Below are 19,486 nucleotides of genomic sequence, written 5' to 3'. Positions count from 1 at the left end.
AAGCGCTGCAAGGCGTTGAGCTAACGTGTACTAATGGCCCGTGAGGCTTGACCCTATAACACCCAAGGGGTCTGGTCGCAGTAGTAACGATGAGTGTGAATGCACTCAGAGAACCGGATACGCAGCAGTGAGCCAAGATGCTTGCTGACAAGAGACGATCACAAAACACGTTACCGACGCATCAGCATGATATGCATTACCCGTTACGCCTGACGACCATAGCACGCGTGAACCACCTGATCCCTTGCCGAACTCAGAAGTGAAACCGCTTAGCGCCGATGGTAGTGTGGGGTCTCCCCATGCGAGAGTAGGTCATCGTCAGGCACTTATACTGCAAAAAACCCAGCCAATAGGCTGGGTTTTTTGTTGCGCCGAAGAAAAGCCCCGAACACGCTGTGTTCGGGGCTTTTTGCTATGGGCGTTAGCCCCGTGCGGAAACTGCTGATAAAAAAGCCGCCCGTTAGGGGCGGCTGGGTTGACCATCAAACAGTCGCTGGTATTAATCCCTGCGGTGTTGGCAGCGGCCTCCCGCCCAGGTTTCATAAATAGCGCGATCGTCAGCCAGCATCATTAAGGCAAATAAACGTTCTCCAAGCGTCGTGCAGTGTTGAGTGCGACGTTTAAGGAGTGAGGTGGCCTGAGGGTCAATGACGACAAAGTCTGCTTCGTAGGAAGGTGCCAACTGGCCAACATGATTGTCAAGTGAAAGCGCCTTTGCATTGCCATGGGTTAATCCATAGAAACCCTGCCAAGCAGTTAGCGGTTGACCGCGCAGTTGGCCGACCTGGTAAGCACTTTTTAAGGTGCCAAAGCCTGATAAATCAGTCCCTGCACCTATATCACTGGCGTAGGTATACGCCATTCCAGTCTCATGGGCAGCCTCCCTATCAAAAAGGCCGCTGCCTAAAAACAGGTTCGAACTTGGACAAAAAGCAATGTTAGCGCCACGTTCTGCCAAGCGTTTACGCATGCCGTTATCAAGATGAATACCATGGGCAAACGTGCTGCGTGGGCCGACTAAGCCTGCTTGTTCATAAACGGATAGGTAGTCTCGGCTGCCAGGAAAAAGTTCAGCCACCCAGTCGAGTTCTCCACTGTTTTCGGCTAGATGCGTTTGTAGCCAGAGAGTAGGATCATTGCGTAGCAGTGCGCCTGCCGCATCCATCTGAGCCTTGGTGGAGGTGGGGGCAAATCGTGGAGTGACACTGTATCCGAGGCGTTGGTTACCGTGCCAATCTTCGATTAGGCGCTCCGTATCCACAATGCCTGATGCGCCATCCATCAACGCGTCAGGTGCATTGCGGTCCATCAAGACTTTTCCTACCAGCATGCGCAGCTGACGTTTTTGGCAAGCAGTAAAGAACGCATCTACCGAGCCCGGATGGCTGGAGCCAAAGACCTGGGCGGTTGTTGTCCCAGCTCGGAGCATTTCATCTATAAACGCATTGGAAAGTGCCTCTGCATGAGCATGGTTTGCAAATCGGCACTCTTCAGGAAAGGTATAGTCATTCAGCCAGTCCAGCAGTTGGCGACCGTAAGAGGCCATGATATCTAGCTGAACGTAATGCACGTGGGTATCAATAAACCCCGGCATGATCAGTTTGCCGCGATAATCGAGTACTTGGCTGTCTGTAGGTAATTGGCTAATAAGATCAGCGTAGTGCCCCACCCCATGTATATGACCACCTTTTAACCATAATAGGCCATCACCGTAGTGTTCAAGGCTGCCTGGTTGAGGCAAGTTGTCTTCGCCGGGGTCTCTGGCAAAACTCACCAGTTCAGCACGAATAAACGTATCGGTAAAAGAAGTCATATCAACTCTGATGTGTCGCAGTATCGTTAAATAGGGCACGCAGGGCAGCAGGCTTAAGCCCGCGTGTTTGATCAAGTGTGGGTTGATCGGTTAGCCAAAGAAGCTCAGTCACTACCGTCATCGCAATCGCGTAGGGGGTTTTATTGCTGAGCTTTGTGTCATGAACAGCACCGATAGGGCAGCGCACCCGTTGTATGGCTTCAGGCGTATGGCCATCACGCTTCAGTCGGCTTTGGAAGCTAGACCATTTGCTGTCGGAGCCAATGAGCCCAATAGACGCAATATCCGGGCGTTGAATCAGCGCTGCGATCAGAGCGTAGTCTTCATCATGATTATGGGTGAGCACTAGCACATGGCTGTGGGGTGGCAGGGCTGAAACGCTCTCTTGAGGGCTAGTCAGTGAGTGGCAGTGCAGCCTCGGCTGCTGTTGATCCTGTATGCCAAACATATTGTCGCGACTGTCGTACCAATCAATATGCCAGGGTAGCGGCGCGCTGAGTTTGGCGATTTCGCGCCCGACATGACCGGCACCAAACAGGGCAATGTAACTAGATGCACCAGGAAATACTTCTAGCAGCACGTTCACAAAACCGCCGCAACACTGACCACTGCGCCCGCCTAGTGAAAAGGCTTCTAAGTGGAAGCCAGAACTGCCTTGCTGCAACAAATCTCGAGCCGCTTGGGTGGTTTGCCACTCAAATGTTCCGCCCCCTAAGGTGTCGAAAATCTCATCGGCGGTCACCACCATTCGCGCACCCGGCTCCCGGGGAGTCGATCCTGCACTGGTCACCTGCGTTGCCAGCACATGGGGTATCCCGCTCCGTTGCAAGCGATGCAGCGCCGCGTGCCATGTTTCGGTCATAGTGCCTTCTTCCTAATCGCATGGGCGGCTAGCATCACTCTTTCGGGCGTGGCTGGCGTGTCCAAGTGAGGAGAGGTGCGGTAATCCGTCAAACAAGCAAGCGCATCTCGTAGCGCAGACCATACGCATATACCGAGCATAAAAGGCGGTTCTCCCACTGCTTTTGAACGGTAAAGACTCGCCATGGAATTGGGGTGGCCTTCTAGCAGGTCAACATTGAATACGCGGGGTAAGTCGCCGTAGGTGGGGATTTTATACGTGGCTGGGCCATCGCTCACCAGTACCCCCTTAGCGTTCCATTTCAACTCTTCACTGGTTAGCCAGCCCATGCCTTGAATAAAGCCACCCTCTACTTGGCCAATATCAATGGCAGGGTTCAGCGAGTTGCCCACATCGTGCAGTATGTCGACACGATCAACCAAGTACTCGCCGCTGAGCGTGTCAACGCTCACTTCCGCCACTGCCGCGCCGAACGCGTAGTAGTAAAAAGGGCGGCCTTGACCTGTCGCTCGGTTGTAATGGATTAACGGCGTGGCATAAAAGCCTTTTTCAGACAGCGAAATACGGTTCAAGTAGGCGGTTTGAACGAGCTCCCCCCAAGGGATCCGGCGCTCACTTTCGCCCATGCCAGCGATGAGCATGCCACCTTCTAAGCGCATACCTTCTCTATCTAAGCCGCCGTCAAAGTGCTCAGCGGCAAACTCAAACAGCCGCTCGCGCAGTTTGCTTGCGGCATCACGCGCAGCCATGCCGTTGAGGTCGGCACCGCTCGACGCGGCGGTGGGTGAGGTATTAGGCACTTTATCCGTGCGGGTGGCGCTGATTCTCACGCTCTCTAAATCTAGGCCCAATTCGCGAGCAACCACTTGGCAAATTTTGGTGTGCAACCCTTGGCCCATTTCGGTGCCGCCATGGTTAATCATGATGCTGCCATCGGTATAGACATGTAGCAATGCACCTGCTTGATTAAGGTGCTGGGCCGTGAATGAGATCCCAAATTTAACGGGCGTCAGCGCGAGGCCCTTTTTAATCACGGGGCTGGCGGTGTTGAAATCGCGGATTTGCTGGCGGCGCGTCCAGTAATCGCTACTGGTTTCTAGGCTTTCAACCAGCGTGTGCAATAGTTTTTTTTGATCGACCTGCTGACCATAGTGGGTAACATCTCGCCCCTCACGATAAAAGTTTCGCTTTCGAATCGTTAGAGGGTCTTCGCCGACGCGGCGGGCGATATCATCCATGGCCGCTTCAATCACCATCATGCCTTGTGGGCCGCCAAAGCCACGAAAGGCAGTGTTCGATGCCGTATGCGTTTTGGCACGATGCCCGGTTACCCGCGCGTCTCCTAACGAGTAGGCGTTGTCGGCATGAAACATAGCCCGGTCAACAATCGCATCAGATAAATCGGGTGAGTAGCCGCAATCGCCAATCACGGTGATATCACCGCCCTGGATAACGCCTTGGCTATCGATACCTAATTGGTAACGGTTATGGAAAGGGTGGCGTTTTCCTGTAGCGCGCATATCTTCGCTGCGTGGCAAGCGTAGCCGGGTAGCTTTTCCGGTGCGGCGGGCAATAAGGGCGGCGATACACGCCCAGGGGGATGCCTGGGTCTCTTTGCCACCAAAGCCGCCCCCCATGCGACGTACTTCTACGGTGACAGCGTGAAAGGGGATGCCCAACACTTCAGCAACGAGTTTTTGAGTCTCACTGGGGTGCTGGTTAGAGGTGTAGACCATGACCCCTTCATCTTCAGTGGGCACGACGATGCACGCCTGTCCTTCCAAATAGAAGTGCTCTTGCCCACCTACAAACAGGTCGCCTTCAATGATCTGATCGGCCTGCTTTAAAGCAGTCTGCCAGTCACCGCGCTGCTGGGTATGGGTGGGACGAACAACGTCATGCCGCTCAGCCGCAGCCACGGGGTCGAGGCTTGCCGGCTGTTCGTCGATGTGTAATGTAGCGAGCTTAACGGCTTGGCGAGCGGCCTGTAAGGAGGTCGCCGCCACGGCGAAAAGACACTGGCCCGCGTAGCTGATCTCCTGCTCGACAAAGATAGGGTCGCCTGGAAATACTGGCCCTATATCCGTGTGCCCCGGTACATCGTGAAAGGTAATCACATCAACAACGCCAGGGGCTTGCTTAACGCTTTCCAATTCAAGTTTTGTCAAAAGACCGTGAGCGACCGGCGAGAGGGCAAGGGCCACGTGTAGGGCATCTTGAGGCGTTTTAATGTCGTCAATATAAGCGGCTTTGCCGGTGACGTGCTTTTCTGCGCTTTCGTGGAAGCTAGAAGTGCCTGCTTGGCGCTGCCCTTGGCTATCAACGGTATGGCGTGCCAGCGGACTAGAGCCTTGGATATGGTCATGCAGCTCGCGGCGTGCGCGGCTGCTATCACCGTCCAGCTTAGTGAGCGTACGCATGGAGCATGACCTCTTGTGTGGGTGCCGAAAGCGAAAGATATAGGCGCTCAAATAGATTGGCTGCCGCTTGCTGACGATAGTGCTGACTGCCTCTAACATCGCTCATCGGCTGAAATTCGTCAGCGAGTGACCGCTGTGCGGCTTGAAAGCTTTCTCGCGTGACAGGCTGCCCTGTTAACGCGGCTTCTGCCTTTAACGCTCGTTTAGGAACACCCGCCATGCCGCCAAACGCAATACGCACATCGCTTAATACACCATCAACGAGCCGGTAATGAAAAGCGCCTAGTACGGCAGAGATGTCATCTTCACGCCGTTTGGAAAGCTTCCATACCTTAAGCGTCGCATCCTCAGCCATCCGGGGTATGAAAATTTGGCTCACGACTTCATCGGCGGCTAACGCTGTCTTTTTATAATCGAGGAAAAAATCGCTAAGCGGGAGCGTGCGGGTGCCATCCTGATTAGCCAGCTCAACCCAAGCGTTGAGCGCCAGCAGTACCGGCGGGGTATCGCCGATAGGGGAAGCGTTGGCAATATTGCCACCTAGCGTGCCGCGGTTACGCACCTGCTGAGAACCTAGCCGATGAAGCAGGTGGGCGAAGGCCGGGTAATTAGCCGCGAACAAAGGCTCGAGCTGTGAATAGGTCACGCCTGCGCCGACCCACCAGCCTGGCTGTTCATTAAAGGGGCTCTCTTCAATACGGCCAAGCTCTTCGACGCGAGTGACGTCAATCAATTGATTCAGCACCGCTAAGCGCTGCGTGCTTTCCAACCACAGGTCAGTGCCACCTGCCACAAGGCGCGCAGAGGGGTAGCGTCGACGTAGTTCCGTCAGCTCACTGAGCGTGCTGGGTTGGGCAAAGAGGTCGATGTCATTGGTATTCGATTGAGGGGCTGAAAGCAGCGTTTGAGTGGGCTGGCAGGCATCAATCCACTGCGGGGCGTTCCAAGGCACTTCCTGCATGCTAAGCGCCGCATCACGAATAGGCCGATACCCTGTGCAACGGCATAAGTTACCGCCTAGGGCCGCCTCAAGCCGCTCTGGAGTCAGTGGGGCGGGGTGCGTTTGCTGCTGAGTATGTAGCGTAAATAGTGACATCACGATGCCGGGGGTGCAGAAACCGCACTGGCTGCCGTGGCACTCCACCATGGCGCGCTGTGCTGGGTGTAGCTCTCCGTTAGCAGCCAAACCTTCTACCGTCAGCAAATGCTGACCATGTAACTGGTGGGCGGGCGTAATACACCCATTGATACTCGCAAAGTGGGGGTCGTTATTGCCTTTGATCGCAACGGTACACGCGCCGCAGTCACCTGATGCGCAGCCCTCTTTCGTACCTGTCATCCCCAAATGATCACGTAACAGCGTTAGAATACTGGTGTCAGGGGGCACGTGACATTGGGTCGGGGTGCCATTGAGCAAAAACTCAATTGTAGCCATGCCAAACTCCGTTATGATTGTTCTGACCGATCGGTCAATAATATTGAGCTTGGGACAAAATGGCGCACCTTGCAAGACTTTGTTAAATGAGATCTGACATGCACGAGAAGCGGGCATTTAACAGACCATTGCACGCCTATAAAGCATGCCTTCTCAAACACATTACCTCGACAGCATGCCGCAGGGATTAAGACAGGAGCTTATGGAATGACAGCGGATACCGCGAACCAAGAAAACGCCAGCAGAGATCGTATTGAACAGACCATATTAAGCGCTGCGGAGCAGGTGTTTTCTCAACATGGGTATCGTGGTGCCAGCCTCCAGGCGATTGCAGACCAAGCCAAGCTGCCAAAAGCCAACATCCTGTATTACATGGGCAGCAAGCAAGCGCTGTACGTGCGTTTGCTCAACCGCATGATGAGCCGCTGGAATGCGGTGCTGGAAGATATTACGGCGGAGAGCGACCCAGGGCAGGTGCTTAGCGATTTTATTCGTACCAAAATGGTGCTTGGCCAACGTTATCCCGAAGGGTCAAAGCTGTTTGCTGCTGAGATATTGGCCGGGGCACCTTTTCTAAAAGAGTATTTGTCGGGCGAGCTGAAAGAGTGGGTGACTTCCCGTGCGGCGATTATTCGTCAGTGGTCTCAGCAGGGAAAAATGGATGATGTCGATCCGCGCTGGCTGATTTTCTTGATTTGGTCTGCCACTCAGCACTACACCGAGTACAGCGCGCAAATTAGCGGCATTCTGGGCGAAGAGGTGCTCAGCGATGCTGATTTGGCCTCTATCTGTGAGTTTTTGGAGCACGTGATCCTGAAAGGTTGCGGTATCGCCCGAACTCCCCCGGTCGCACACGCTTACCTATGACGACATCGCTTCCTATCGAGCAGCATTTAGCCGCTATTCAGGCGTCGTTAGCAGAATACCCGCGACTTATGCTGGTAGCGCAGCCGGGTGCCGGTAAAACGACCCGCGTTCCGTTAACGTTGCTATCAAGCGAATGGGCGAAGGGGCAGCGGCTGTTACTGCTTGAGCCACGTCGTGTCGCCGCTCGCCTTGTCGCCACGTTTATGGCAGCTCAGTTGAATGAGCAGGTGGGTGAGACGATTGGTTATCGTATGCGTGGCGATAGCCAGGTGGGCCCCGCGACTCGGCTTGAAGTGGTGACTCAGGGTGTGCTGACGCGGATGCTGCAAGATGACCCTTTGTTGGAAGGGGTGGCGGGAATTATTTTCGATGAATTTCATGAACGAAGCATCGAGGCAGACCTGGGACTGGCGCTAGCGCTTGATGTGCAGGAGAGTGTCCGCGATGACCTTCGCCTCGTCGTCATGTCAGCCACGTTGGATGTTACGGCGTTAAAAGACGTATTGGGGCATACCACACCTGTGATTGAGTGTGTTGGCCGCGAATTTCCAGTGGAAACGCATTATCGCCCCGTGGCCGCTTCAGAACCTTTGGAGAGGGCTGCGCTGCGCGTCACTCAGGAAGCAGTGGCACGCGAGGGCGGTGGCGATGTGTTGATCATTCTGCCGGGTGTTGCGGAAATTTCTCAGCTCGTAAACATGCTTGAACGCAGTGGTATGGACATTGAGGTTCGAGCGCTGCATGGCAGAATGCCAATCGATGCCCAGCAATCGGCATTAAAGCCTCATGCAACACGCCAGCGAGTGATTGTGTCAACCGCCATTGCTGAATCCAGTGTGACCGTTGATGGTGTGAATAGCGTGGTTGATGCTGGTTTGGAACGGGTGCCGCTATTTCATCCTCGCACTGGGCTGACGCGACTCACTACTCGGCGGGTCAATCGGGCGAGTGCTGACCAGCGGCGAGGTCGAGCGGGTAGGCAGCAACCGGGCGTTTGTTATCGCCTGTGGGCATCCGAGCAGCCATTAGTGCCTTATGGTGAGCCTGAGATGCTGCAGGCGGATCTATCTAAACTAGCATTGGAGCTGGCGCTATGGGGGGCGCGTGACCCTCGGGAGCTTTCTTGGGTCTCGCCACCGCCAGAGGGTGCATGGAATAGCGCCCAATCGTTACTTCGCCAGCTCCACTTGATTGACGCGGCCGGTATGCTGACGCCGCTAGGCCGGCAGAGTGCTCAATTACCGCTCGAGCCTCGTTTGGCAGCGATGCTCATAAACGCTATGTCTCTAGAGGCGATGCCGCTTGCCTGCGCACTAGCAGCCTTGCTAGAGGGAAGAGAGCGTATCCAGGGCAGCTTGCGTGATGCCGTGCAACAGCGTATTGACCAGCCATCGGCCTTTCCCCAATGGAGACAAGAGGTTAAGCGGCTTTCACGGCTCATGAATACATCATTGCCAAAGAGTCTGGCTTTTGAACCCCTAGGTGCGCTGCTTGCCGTAGCGTACCCAGACCGCATTGCTCAACAACTCCAACCAGGGCGGTTCAAACTTGCTAATGGCAAAACAGCCACACTGCCCACGAGCCATCCGCTGGCCCAGGCTGCTTTCATAGTGGCGGTTAACGTAGAGAGCGCGACAAGTGAAGCCAATATCTATGTCGCTGAAGCCATCACTAAAGAGACTTTAGTCAGCCTTTATCCCACCACCCAAGCGTGGGAAGAGCGTATTACGTGGTCGGAGGAGCAGGGCAAACTGGTGGGCGACGCTGTTCAGCGCTATGGAGAGCTTGTGTTAGCCTCGCGCCCACTGCAGCAATTGCCTGCCGAAGCGGTTGAAAGCGCATTAATAGCGGCACTTAAACAGCGACCAACGATGCTGCTTAACGAACATGTATTGCAATTGCAGGGGCGCATGGCACTACTGAAGATACATGATGAGCGGTGGTATGACTGGTCAACGCCTGCGCTACTAAGCATCCTGACGACATGGCTAGGCCCCTACATGGCTGGCGTTACTCGCTTAAGTCAACTGGAAAAACGGCCCTTTCACACCTACTTACTGAACACCCTCGATTGGGAGCAGCAGACTGAATTGGAGCGGTTAGCGCCTGTTTCTATCGTCGCACCCAGCGGCAACCGCATTAATGTAGATTACTCACCCTGCCGCGAGGGTGGGGCACCTGTGCTCGCGCTAAAGTTACAGGAAGCCTTTGGCTGGCAAGCAACGCCCACGGTCGTCGGTGGGCGTGTGACGGTAACGCTTCACTTGCTCTCTCCTGCACGGAGGCCGCTGCAAGTGACACAAGATTTGCACAGCTTTTGGTTAAACGGTTATTCAGAAGTACGCAAGGAGATGCGTGGTCGCTATCCTAAGCACCCCTGGCCAGAAGACCCCTTCACTGCTCCAGCGACCGCGTATACCAAGCGTCGTCTGGGTCAATAATCAGTTGTTTTACTCATCTTCTGAAGATGATTGCGGGATATCGCCCGGCTTGCGATAACGAACGCCATCGGCACGGGGCTCTTCATAGCGGCGGTTCTCATCTTCAGGTACCACGCCCAGTACGGTCTCTTGAGAGCCATCTGGCCATGTATATGTGGTACAGCCAGCGAGGGATAAAAGCAGCAACAAGGTGAAACACAAGTGGCGGGAAACCACTCCACGAGGTGTGGGCATATACGGCTCCATTAACAGTCCATTGCGATTTTAGCGAGGTAATGCGCGTAGTGTGAATTGCCTCGCTATCCGCCGCAAGCTTAATTGCATCGCTAGATTTCCTCCCACAGGCAGCGTCGAAAGTCGTGCGACAGCTGGGTTACTCCTGCGATACGCTCTGCATGGGCATCGGTCAACATTTTTGCCCAGGAGTGATAGTGTTCGTTCATTTCAGCGTGTGTACAACGCTTGGGGTTTTGCGTGAGGCACTGCATCAACGTAATGTTGCTTTGGGTAATGGCGTGAAATAAATCAGCCTCGAGCTGTATAGCCTGTGTCATGTTCTCAAGCCAGATTAACTGCAGTCGCAACAGTGGTTGCGCACTCTGCAAATAATAGTCTTGCCACTCCCTGGGTGTCAGCTGAAAAAAGTGGGTGGGAGATGGCACTGCTTCTTTCGCCTTCATGACGTACTCCTTTCTTATCCCGCTGCTTTTTAGGGCAGCACGATTCAAAAAATTGCCTATCCTCAACTATAGCTGAGTGCTTCAGGCCAGTTGCCAAATTGAGAATGAAAAATTCCAGTCTTAAGAGGGGGCGCTATGTGGCCAGTGGTCAAATCAGTGTTGGCAGCGTTGCTAGGCGTTCAGAATGACCGCCAGCGCCAGCATGATTTCTCAACCGGTAAGCCGGCAGTTTTCATCATTGTGGCGGTGCTGGTGACCCTTATATTTGTGCTGCTCTTAGCAGGTATTGCGATATTTGCTGCAGGATGATGCGTTGAGACACATCACGCTAGTAGTACGTGACGAATGCCACATGTTTTCTATACTGATCAATAACACTTAATCCTGACCTAATAAAAAGGTTGGCGAGCACAACAATAATAAAGGAGGTTTCTATGCGCCTACCGTGGCGATGGCTACTGTCCGTTACCAGTGCTGCAACTCTCTCTCAAGCCCACGCGAGCAGTTGGAATATGCCGGTGGGTGTTACTGACATCAGTCGCGATATTTTTGGCCTACACATGACCATATTTTGGGTTTGTGTCGTGATTGGCGTCATCGTGTTTGGTGTGATGTTCTACTCATTGTTTCGCTATCGCCACTCTAAAGGCGCGAAAGCTGCACAATTTCATGAGCATACGTCGGTCGAAGTGCTCTGGACGGCTATTCCCATTTTGATTTTAGTGGGCATGGCGGTACCGGCGACTGCCACGCTTAAAAATATGTATGACACCTCCGAGGCAGACCTGGACATTATGATCACTGGGCAGCAGTGGCGCTGGCGCTACGAGTATCTCGGCGAGGATGTTGCTTTTACCTCCAATCTCAGCACGTCTCGTGAGCAGATTCGCGGCGAGGCCGAGCGGGGTGAGCACTATCTATTAGATGTCGATGAGCCGCTGGTGCTGCCCATTAATCGCAAAGTACGTTTTCTGATGACCTCGGATGATGTTATTCACTCATGGTGGGTACCTGAGCTAGCCGTCAAGCAGGACACCATTCCTGGCTTTATTAATGAAAATTGGGTCCAGATCAACGAACCCGGTATTTACCGTGGTCAGTGTGCTGAGCTGTGCGGTGTGAATCATGGCTTTATGCCAATTGTTGTGCATGCCATGGAGGAAGCTGATTATGAAATATGGCTTGCAGAGCGCAAAGAAGCTGCTGAGCAAGAAGCGATGGGCGTTGATCGCGAATGGGCTCTGGAAGAGCTAATGGCACGAGGCGAGACGGTGTATCAATCCATTTGTTCTTCTTGCCATCAAAGTGAAGGCCAGGGCGCAATGCCTGCTTTTCCAGCACTGGCCGGTAACGAGCAGCTAATTGATGATCTTGATTGGCACTTGGATCGCATTATTAACGGCGTATCTGGTGCGGCTATGCCAGCTTTCCGCAGCACACTCAATCCCGTAGAAATTGCATCTGTTGTGACCTATACACGTAACGCCTGGGGTAATGATACTGGCGACGTCGTACAGCCAGCTGCAGTAGCCGAGCTGATCACCCAATAAGTATTGCTTAATTTCCACTAATAAAACAATAACGTATGCGGAGAGACACATGGCGCCTAAACTACCTCCACAACACTCCCTGCAGCATAGCTCGACTGCTGTGGCTGGTGGACCGTCTCAAGAGCACCATGCCCACGTCGCTCACCCTAAAGGTGTCATGCGTTGGCTGTTAACCACCAACCATAAAGAAATTGGCTCGCTATACCTGATCTTCTCACTCACGATGTTTTTTGTCGGCGGTATTTTTGCACTTGTGGTGAGAGCAGAGCTATTTCAGCCTGGCTTGCAGTTAGTAGAGCCTGAGTTTTTCAATCAAATGACCACCATGCATGGTTTGATTATGGTGTTCGCTGCCGTCATGCCTGCGTTTACCGGCTTAGCTAACTGGATGATCCCGCTGCAGATTGGGGCGCCTGATATGGCCTTGCCGCGGCTAAATAATTTCAGTTTTTGGCTGTTGCCCATTGCTTTTACCCTGCTGCTTTCTACTCTGCTAATGCCCGGCGGTGGGCCAAATTTTGGCTGGACTTTTTACGCGCCTTTATCCACGACGTATGCGCCTGCATCTACGACATTCTTTATCCTAGCGTTACACATTGCCGGAATTAGCTCCATTTTAGGCGCTATTAATATCATCGCTACCATCCTGAACATGCGTGCTCCCGGCATGCGCATGATGGATATGCCACTCTTTGTTTGGACATGGCTGATTACTGCCTTCCTGCTGATTGCGGTTATGCCGGTACTGGCAGGCGTCATTACCATGATGTTGATGGATATTAACTTTGGTACGAGTTTCTTTGATGCGGCGGGTGGGGGAGATCCTGTCTTATTCCAGCACTTGTTCTGGTTTTTTGGGCACCCAGAAGTTTACATCATGATCTTGCCAGCATTTGGAATTGTATCGGCGATTATTCCTACGTTTGCTCGTAAACCCCTCTTTGGCTATGCCTCGATGGTATATGCCACTGCAGCCATTGCCCTGCTCTCATTTTTGGTGTGGGCGCACCATATGTTTATTGTGGGGCTGCCACTGACGGCTGAGCTTTTCTTCATGTACTCCACCATGTTGATTGCTGTGCCTACAGGGGTGAAAGTATTTAACTGGGTGACAACGCTGTTTCGTGGATCCATCAGCTTTGAACCTCCGATGCTATTTGCCCTTGCGTTTGTGGTGCTATTTACTATCGGTGGTTTTTCAGGACTCATGCTCGCCATTGCTCCTGCCGATTTTCAGTACCACGATACCTATTTCGTGGTAGCACATTTCCATTACGTGCTCGTTCCTGGAGCGATCTTTGCCATTATGGCAGGGGTGTATTATTGGTTGCCCAAGTGGACAGGCCACTATCCCAATGAGCGCTTAGCGCAGTGCCACTTTTGGTGCTCAATTATTGGTGTGAATCTCACGTTTTTCCCTATGCATTTTGCGGGTTTGGCTGGCATGCCCAGGCGTATTCCTGACTATGCACTGCAATTTGCTGACTTCAATTTACTTTCCAGTATCGGTGCGTTCTTCTTCGGCGCTTCGCAGTTGCTCTTTGTTCTAGTAGTGGTGCTGTGTGTTCGAGGCGGCCAAAAAGCACCTGCGAAAGCTTGGGAAGGTGCAGTTGATTTGGAGTGGAGCGTGCCTAGCCCAGCGCCGCTGCACACCTTTGAAACGCCGCCAGTATTTCACCGTGCGCAATCACATGATTAATAGGCAAGTGCATGGTTGGGGGGACGTGAAATGACAGAAAATGGCGCTCAACAAGCTGGCGTTAAACGCACCGTGATTCGCACCGTGGCAGTCCTTATCGGCATGTTCGCCTTTGCCTTTGCTTTAGTGCCGCTATATGACGTGTTTTGTCGCATAACGGGATTAAATGGCAAGGTGGACACCACAGCGAAGGCGATTATTCACGAAGAAATCGATCAGTCGCGCTTCATCACCGTACAGTTTATCACCCGTGGTAGCGCAGGATTGCCGTGGCAAATGAGTGTTGAAGCACGCCAGATGCGAGTACATCCAGGCCAAACCGCTGAAGTGGATTTTACGTTTACCAACAATAGTCAGCGGGAGAGTTGGGGGCGAGCGGTGCCCAGTGTCTCTCCCTCTAGCGCCACAACGCATCTGCGCAAAGTTAGCTGCTTCTGCTTTCAAGAGCAGCAGTTACAAGGGGATGAGCGGCTAACTATTCCACTGATATTTCAATTAGCGAGGGATTTGCCGGAAGATATTCACACCATCACCTTGGTATATACCCTTTATCCAGTTCAGCGCGTTGCGTTGAGTCCAGTCAATAACAATAAGTCGGCGGGGGATAGCATATGAGCAGTGGCAGCTACTACGTTCCGGCAACTAGCCGATGGCCAATTTTGGGGTCGCTTGCGCTGGGCGCTATGATGGTAGGTATTGGTCTTAAGCTGGTATTTGATACAGGAGCACCCTTACTCATTATTGGCTTATTAGGCGTGATCAGTGTGATGGGGTTGTGGTTTCGCGATGTGATCCATGAATCCATGGGTGGATTATACGACACGCAAATGGATCGCTCGTTTCGCTGGGGAATGGGTTGGTTTATCTTTTCAGAAGTGATGTTTTTTGCGGCTTTTTTTGGTGCCCTGTTCTATATACGAACCTTTACGATCCCATGGCTAGGCGGGGAGGGGGCAAAAGGCGTTTCAGCCCTATTGTGGCCGGGGTTTGTTCCTCAGTGGCCGCTACTCAACCCACCTGATGCGGCCGTGTCGGGTCCTACTAGCGTGCTTAGCCCTTGGCAGCTACCGCTGGTCAATACACTCATTTTGGTCACTTCGAGCATTACCCTGACGGTTGCCCATGAAGCGTTAAAGCTGGGTTATCGCCAGACCTGTCGCAATTGGTTAGCAGGTACCGTGATGCTCGGGCTTTGCTTTATTGTGATCCAAGGCGTGGAATATTACGAAGCTTATCATCATTACGGCATCACCCTTGAGGCCGGGATTTTTGGCGCAACGTTTTTTATCCTTACAGGATTTCATGGTATTCACGTCATTATCGGTACGCTTATTTTAGCCAGTATGTTGGTGAGAATTATCAAAGGGCACTTTGCCAATGACCACCATTTCGGCTTTGAAGCTTCCTGCTGGTATTGGCACTTTGTGGATGTGGTGTGGGTGGGGCTCTTTATCTTTGTTTATGTTTTTTAGTCGGCTACCCAAGTTTGCCTGATAAAAAGCCAAAGAGGAGTAACCCCATCAGCACGCACCCTAACGCAATTCGCCATTTAAGCGATGTGATCAGACGTCGAGAGGCGCTATCGTCGTGAAGTAAAAAGCCTGCACCAGCGGCTAAGCTGGCCACCATTCCTATAAACACGAGTGCAATGAGCAGTTTTAACCACATGACGAAGCCCTCTTATTTTCCTGCGCGATTGTACGCATGGTATGTGTTTTGGAGTGTTGTAGTGGTGTTAGGTTTGTTCCTAGGACTATGGCAGTGGGAAAGGGCGGATGACAAGCGCGAACTGCTAGCAATGCGAGACGCGGCCCCTATGCTGGTTGAGCCAGAACAGACTCCATTAGAGGGTTCGGAGGTACATCTGCGAGGCGTGTATCTAGAGCAGCACACGCTTTATTTGGATAACCGTATTGTTGAAGGTCGCTTAGGCGTCGCCGTACTGACACCATTACGAGATACACACGGGCAGCTTTGGCTGGTGCAGCGTGGTTTTATTGAAACAGGTACCAGCAGAGCCTCGCCTTCTGTGTCAACCCCTGAAGGGATGGTTGAAGTATCTGGTGAGTGGCAACAAGCACATTCAATGGGGCAGCTTTATGGTGCCAATCAAGAGGGGGTGAGGCTTCAGCAGTTGAGCTTAACGCCTTGGGAGGCCGAATTAGGTGCGTTTAGTCACGATGGCTGGCTTCATGCTACACAGGGTACAGGCGTCTTTTCCCCTTGGTGGGAGGCAAATGTTATGCCGCCGAGCCGTCATATTGGCTATGCTTTTCAGTGGTGGGGGCTGGCACTAGCCGCGTTTGTCATCATGCTGTTGGGAGGGTTCCGACTAATAACGGATTGGCGTGATAATTATAAAAGGGGGTTCTAGCGTGCATCATTATCAACCTGTACGTTATCCAAGGCTTAAGGTGGCTCTCCTATTTGTCATTTTTGCCGCTCCCATTGTCACAGCATGGGGCATGATAACTTGGAGTGTAGGGATACCTCAGGATCATACGGCGCACGGGAAGGTCATCTCAAATGTGCCTCTCCTTGATGATTGGCCGTTGACCGCCTCCGTCGTTGACGCAGAGCAGTGGACGCTGGTACTTGACTGCGGCACTCGTTGCGAACAGCAGCAAGACGAGCTGTGGCGGTTGCACCGTGCTCTAGGGCGTGAGGCTGCTAGACTGCAACGGCTGAGAATAGGCGGCAGCAACGCCGCGCTACCAGGCGAAACCGTCGTTGCATGGCAACATCAACCCGCTTGGAGCCATGATCACACCGTTTGGTTATTTGACCCGATGGGTAGGCCTGCGCTTGCCTTCAGTCCCAACGTATCGACCTCTGACATCCTAGACGATATCCGGCACCTATTTAAAGTAAATCCGATTTAGCCTACGTTCGGTTGATCATAGCCGTAAGGAAACGCAATGCAGACCTACCAAGAGCGCAGACTTCGCTGGCTTGTAGGAATCACACTGGCTGGAACGCTATTGACCACGTGCGTCATATTAGTAGGTGCATGGACACGTTTAGTGGATGCTGGCCTGGGCTGCCCCGATTGGCCTGGATGTTATGGGCGCTTAGTGGTGCCTGATAGCGAGCATGCTGCGCTTCGTCATCCAGATGCGCCTTTAGAGCCTTTCAAAGCATGGGTGGAAATGGCTCACCGTTATGTGGCTAGCTTTTTAGGGCTGATTGTCCTGAGTGTATTAGCGCTTGGCTGGTCGATGCGAAAGCATGCAGGTTATCCATGGCGATTAAGTCTGGCGCTATTAGTGGTTATTCTTTTTCAAGGTGCGTTTGGTGCTTTTACGGTGACATTAAAGCTATGGCCGCAGGTGGTAACGCTACATTTGCTGGGCGGGCTTAGCGTTTTGATGCTGTTTTTTTGGCTGCATTTTCGTATGAGGCGTGTTTGGCGTGGCTCGATAGGGCAGCCTCAAAAAGCCAGTGGGCTTTGGTATATCGCTGGAGCGATGTTGGTACTCCAGCTCGCGCTGGGTGGCTGGGTCACTAGCAACTATGCTGGTATTGCTTGTCAAGGATTCCCCACCTGTAATACACAGTGGTGGCCGAGCATGGATTTGAGCGAAGGCTTCCATTTGACACAAACCGTTGGGCCTAACTATTTGCATGGTCAACTGCATGCAGATGCACGTACGGCTATTCATGTGGTTCACCGCATAGGGGCTATATTGTTAGGCGCTGCGTTGATAGCACTCTGGTGGCGTCATCGAGGTTTGAAAGCCGTCGGTACTGCCCTGAACGTCGTCATGGTTGCTTACTTTGCTCAGGTAGCACTTGGAATTGCCAACGTTTTACTGTGGTTGCCACTTTGGTTGGCACTCTTGCATACGGCGGGCGCTGTACTGTTAGTGCTCAGTATGGGCTGGGCATGGTGGTGCTGGCGGTATCGATATTCAGAAGAAGCGATGCATGTGCAACCACAGCGTGGAAGCATGACCTCCTTGTACAGCTAAATGGATGCTTTTTTACGAGTTAATGAGGCCGTGAAGATTGAGGTGCATGAATCAGATTGGTCTACGTGAGGTGATTCGGTGTACAATTCTCGTTAAGCTATTTATTACTGAAGAGAAGGAGCTCTATGAGTTCTACGGTTGCACTTGTACTGCTTGCCATTGCCATTGCGGTCGTTGCTGCACTTGGTGGTTACGCTTTCTCTCTGCGTAAGGAAGTAAGACGACGCGATGCGTTCCGGCTCGATGAAGAGCAGCGCGCACAGCAAAACAGTCTTGAAAATCTAGATTACGTGGTGAGTGCGCTTGTTCAAGAGCAGGTCGATATCACCGAGGGATCTTGGCGTTGTAAGGTGCTGCTCGAAATTGTTGATCCCAGCTTGACGGAGCGTCCTGAGTTCGAGGCATTTGCTCAGGTATACAACCGTACTCGCCATTTAAAAACACATTCTGCCCGTAAGCAGTTGACGCCTAGGGAAAGAATGCAAGAAGACAAAGAGCGCTTAGCGGTAGAAGAGGAAATGCGCCCGGCGGTTCTGGCGGCGGCTGCAGAGGTCATCAAGTGGCGCACCAAAGGACCCTCGGCACTTCATTAAAATTTTTTAATGTCAACGATGTCAGCTTTGCTATGCTGGAAGGGTCGGTATAGGCAAGAAGTTGATATCTCGGCATTGTTGCCTTCTAACGCTGAAACGTTAATGATAGGCACCTTGTTCGGTTTCAAGGGGCAGGGATTCCTAATCCTGAAGCAGAACAGCGAAAAATGGATGCTCTCGCGATAAGAAGCATTGGATAGATTTGGTCTTTAGACCATGTCAGCATTGGATCAAGAAGGAGTCTTGCATGAAAAAATCAACAACTGGCCTGCTAATCGGTTCTGCACTAGTAGTAGGTCTTTCTGGCTGTGCTAGCTCAGCCTCCCAGTCTTCCGGCCAGGCGAGCGCTAGCAGCGGTCAAAGCTGGTATCAGCACCCGGCAGTTTGTGGTCTTGCTGGCAGCATCATCGGTGGCAGCATTGGCTACGCGACGAGCAGCAGCTCTGATGAAGACGCTGGCGCAGCCACGGGTGCAGCAGCAGGCGCTGCTATCGGCGGTCTGCTGTGTGCAGATCGTACCCCTGAGCCGGTAGCTCCTCAGTGCCCGAGCTACGGCGAAGTGCCTGCTGGTGTTGCTGTTGACGCTGAAGGCTGCCCGCTGGACTCCGACGGTGACGGCGTGCCGGACTACCGCGATCAGTGCCCAGGCACCCCTGCTGGCGTTGAAGTGAATGCCAATGGTTGCCCGCTGGATTCTGATAACGACGGCGTTCCGGACTATCGTGACCAGTGCCCCGACACCCCGGCTGGCGTTGAAGTCAACGCACTGGGCTGCCCGGCAAGCGTTGTTCTGCGTGAAGTGAACTTTGAGTTTGACTCAGCTCAACTGACTGCTAACGCACAAAATGTCCTGAATGGTGTTGCTGAGCGTCTGGTTAACAACCCTGACGTTCGTGTAAGCATCGAAGGTCACACCGATTCTCGTGGTTCTGATCAGTACAACAAAGACCTGTCTCAGCGTCGTGCTGAATCAGTGGCTGCTTACCTGAACCAGCGTGGCGTTGAAGCTAACCGCATGCGTGCAGTTGGTTACGGTGAAGAGCGTCCGGTGGCGACTAACGACACTGAAGAAGGTCGTTTCCAGAACCGCCGTGTAGAACTGGATGAGTGGAACTAATCCAGTCATTCATCGCGCCATCAATAGGTAGCACCAGC

19 protein-coding genes and 1 rRNA gene are annotated in these 19,486 nt (G+C 52.8%); 13 read left to right on the top strand and 7 right to left on the bottom strand.

The window, feature by feature from the left end; translation table 11 throughout:
- The first annotated feature begins 208 nt into the window (after positions 1 to 208).
- Positions 209 to 324: ribosomal RNA gene (gene rrf, locus IEW65_RS07555) — 5S ribosomal RNA — on the top strand.
- 175 nt (positions 325 to 499) lie between these two features.
- Here rrf and guaD read toward each other — a convergent pair.
- The 4 genes from guaD to xdhA are packed head-to-tail and all read right to left on the bottom strand — an operon-like array spanning position 500 to position 6,530.
- The gene (guaD, locus tag IEW65_RS07550) at positions 500 to 1,813 is read right to left on the bottom strand and encodes a guanine deaminase (protein ID WP_188638862.1); all 1,314 of its coding nucleotides are present in this window, start codon (positions 1,811 to 1,813) and stop codon (positions 500 to 502) included.
- A gap of 1 nt (position 1,814) precedes the next feature.
- Positions 1,815 to 2,675 carry a xanthine dehydrogenase accessory protein XdhC gene (gene xdhC / locus IEW65_RS07545; protein WP_188638861.1) on the bottom strand — a complete coding sequence of 287 codons (861 nt, stop codon included), beginning with the start codon at positions 2,673 to 2,675 and terminating at the stop codon, positions 1,815 to 1,817.
- Positions 2,672 to 5,095 (bottom strand): xanthine dehydrogenase molybdopterin binding subunit, encoded by a 2,424-nt coding sequence (gene xdhB / locus IEW65_RS07540; RefSeq protein ID WP_188638860.1) that lies wholly within the window; start codon positions 5,093 to 5,095, stop codon positions 2,672 to 2,674. The genes xdhC and xdhB overlap by 4 nt, the downstream gene beginning before the upstream one ends.
- Positions 5,079 to 6,530, bottom strand: a complete 1,452-nt coding sequence (gene xdhA / locus IEW65_RS07535; RefSeq protein ID WP_188638859.1) for a xanthine dehydrogenase small subunit — start codon at positions 6,528 to 6,530, stop codon at positions 5,079 to 5,081. Before xdhA ends, xdhB begins: the two co-directional genes overlap by 17 nt.
- 207 nt (positions 6,531 to 6,737) lie before the next feature.
- Here xdhA and IEW65_RS07530 point away from each other — a divergent pair, with 207 nt between their 5' ends.
- Both IEW65_RS07530 and hrpB read left to right on the top strand, forming a co-directional pair.
- Positions 6,738 to 7,397: a TetR family transcriptional regulator C-terminal domain-containing protein gene (locus IEW65_RS07530; RefSeq protein WP_188638858.1), complete on the top strand. Its 660-nt coding sequence runs from the start codon at positions 6,738 to 6,740 to the stop codon at positions 7,395 to 7,397.
- Positions 7,394 to 9,838, top strand: a complete 2,445-nt coding sequence (gene hrpB / locus IEW65_RS07525) for an ATP-dependent helicase HrpB (RefSeq protein WP_188638857.1) — start codon at positions 7,394 to 7,396, stop codon at positions 9,836 to 9,838. The genes IEW65_RS07530 and hrpB overlap by 4 nt, the downstream gene beginning before the upstream one ends.
- Before the next feature lie 9 nt (positions 9,839 to 9,847).
- Here the strand turns inward: hrpB and IEW65_RS07520 are convergent, their stop codons facing one another.
- Both IEW65_RS07520 and IEW65_RS07515 read right to left on the bottom strand, forming a co-directional pair.
- Entirely contained in the window at positions 9,848 to 10,072 is a 225-nt protein-coding gene (locus IEW65_RS07520; protein ID WP_188638856.1) for a hypothetical protein, read from the bottom strand.
- Positions 10,073 to 10,164: 92 nt separating this feature from the next.
- On the bottom strand, positions 10,165 to 10,518 hold the full coding sequence (locus IEW65_RS07515; RefSeq protein ID WP_188638855.1) for a hypothetical protein: 354 nt from the start codon (positions 10,516 to 10,518) through the stop codon (positions 10,165 to 10,167).
- Between the two features lie 135 nt (positions 10,519 to 10,653).
- On the opposite strand from IEW65_RS07515, the gene IEW65_RS07510 reads away from it, so the two are divergent.
- The 5 genes from IEW65_RS07510 to IEW65_RS07490 all read left to right on the top strand — a co-directional run bounded on the left by IEW65_RS07510 (position 10,654) and on the right by IEW65_RS07490 (position 15,239).
- On the top strand, positions 10,654 to 10,827 hold the full coding sequence (locus tag IEW65_RS07510; protein ID WP_188638854.1) for a DUF2970 domain-containing protein: 174 nt from the start codon (positions 10,654 to 10,656) through the stop codon (positions 10,825 to 10,827).
- A 125-nt stretch (positions 10,828 to 10,952) separates the two neighbouring features.
- Positions 10,953 to 12,068 carry a cytochrome c oxidase subunit II gene (gene coxB / locus IEW65_RS07505; RefSeq protein WP_188638853.1) on the top strand — a complete coding sequence of 372 codons (1,116 nt, stop codon included), beginning with the start codon at positions 10,953 to 10,955 and terminating at the stop codon, positions 12,066 to 12,068.
- A gap of 49 nt (positions 12,069 to 12,117) precedes the next feature.
- On the top strand, positions 12,118 to 13,767 hold the full coding sequence (gene ctaD, locus IEW65_RS07500) for a cytochrome c oxidase subunit I (protein ID WP_188638852.1): 1,650 nt from the start codon (positions 12,118 to 12,120) through the stop codon (positions 13,765 to 13,767).
- Positions 13,768 to 13,797: 30 nt separating this feature from the next.
- A complete protein-coding gene (locus IEW65_RS07495) occupies positions 13,798 to 14,382 on the top strand; it encodes a cytochrome c oxidase assembly protein (protein ID WP_188638851.1) in 585 nt (194 codons plus the stop codon).
- Entirely contained in the window at positions 14,379 to 15,239 is an 861-nt protein-coding gene (locus tag IEW65_RS07490) for a cytochrome c oxidase subunit 3 (protein WP_188638850.1), read from the top strand. The genes IEW65_RS07495 and IEW65_RS07490 overlap by 4 nt, the downstream gene beginning before the upstream one ends.
- 4 nt (positions 15,240 to 15,243) lie before the next feature.
- Here IEW65_RS07490 and IEW65_RS07485 read toward each other — a convergent pair whose 3' ends face one another.
- Positions 15,244 to 15,435: a DUF2909 family protein gene (locus tag IEW65_RS07485; RefSeq protein ID WP_188638849.1), complete on the bottom strand. Its 192-nt coding sequence runs from the start codon at positions 15,433 to 15,435 to the stop codon at positions 15,244 to 15,246.
- Here IEW65_RS07485 and IEW65_RS07480 point away from each other — a divergent pair.
- From IEW65_RS07480 to IEW65_RS07460, 5 genes are all read left to right on the top strand, one after another.
- On the top strand, positions 15,434 to 16,141 hold the full coding sequence (locus IEW65_RS07480; RefSeq protein WP_188638848.1) for an SURF1 family protein: 708 nt from the start codon (positions 15,434 to 15,436) through the stop codon (positions 16,139 to 16,141). The genes IEW65_RS07485 and IEW65_RS07480 overlap by 2 nt on opposite strands.
- 154 nt (positions 16,142 to 16,295) lie before the next feature.
- The gene (locus tag IEW65_RS07475; RefSeq protein ID WP_229755492.1) at positions 16,296 to 16,649 is read left to right on the top strand and encodes a hypothetical protein; all 354 of its coding nucleotides are present in this window, start codon (positions 16,296 to 16,298) and stop codon (positions 16,647 to 16,649) included.
- Between the two features lie 36 nt (positions 16,650 to 16,685).
- Complete coding sequence (locus IEW65_RS07470) at positions 16,686 to 17,738, top strand: COX15/CtaA family protein (RefSeq protein ID WP_188638846.1); 1,053 nt, start codon at positions 16,686 to 16,688, stop codon at positions 17,736 to 17,738.
- 125 nt (positions 17,739 to 17,863) lie between these two features.
- Positions 17,864 to 18,331, top strand: coding sequence for a DUF2489 domain-containing protein (locus IEW65_RS07465; protein WP_188638845.1), 468 nt, complete (start codon positions 17,864 to 17,866; stop codon positions 18,329 to 18,331).
- Between the two features lie 247 nt (positions 18,332 to 18,578).
- Positions 18,579 to 19,448, top strand: a complete 870-nt coding sequence (locus tag IEW65_RS07460; protein WP_188638844.1) for an OmpA family protein — start codon at positions 18,579 to 18,581, stop codon at positions 19,446 to 19,448.
- Positions 19,449 to 19,486 lie beyond the last annotated feature (38 nt).

Source organism: Vreelandella lutescens (assembly GCF_014640815.1).
GTDB lineage: Bacteria > Pseudomonadota > Gammaproteobacteria > Pseudomonadales > Halomonadaceae > Vreelandella > Vreelandella lutescens.
Note: the sequence above shows the minus strand (reverse complement) of the source record. Positions and strands in the feature narration are given on the sequence as shown.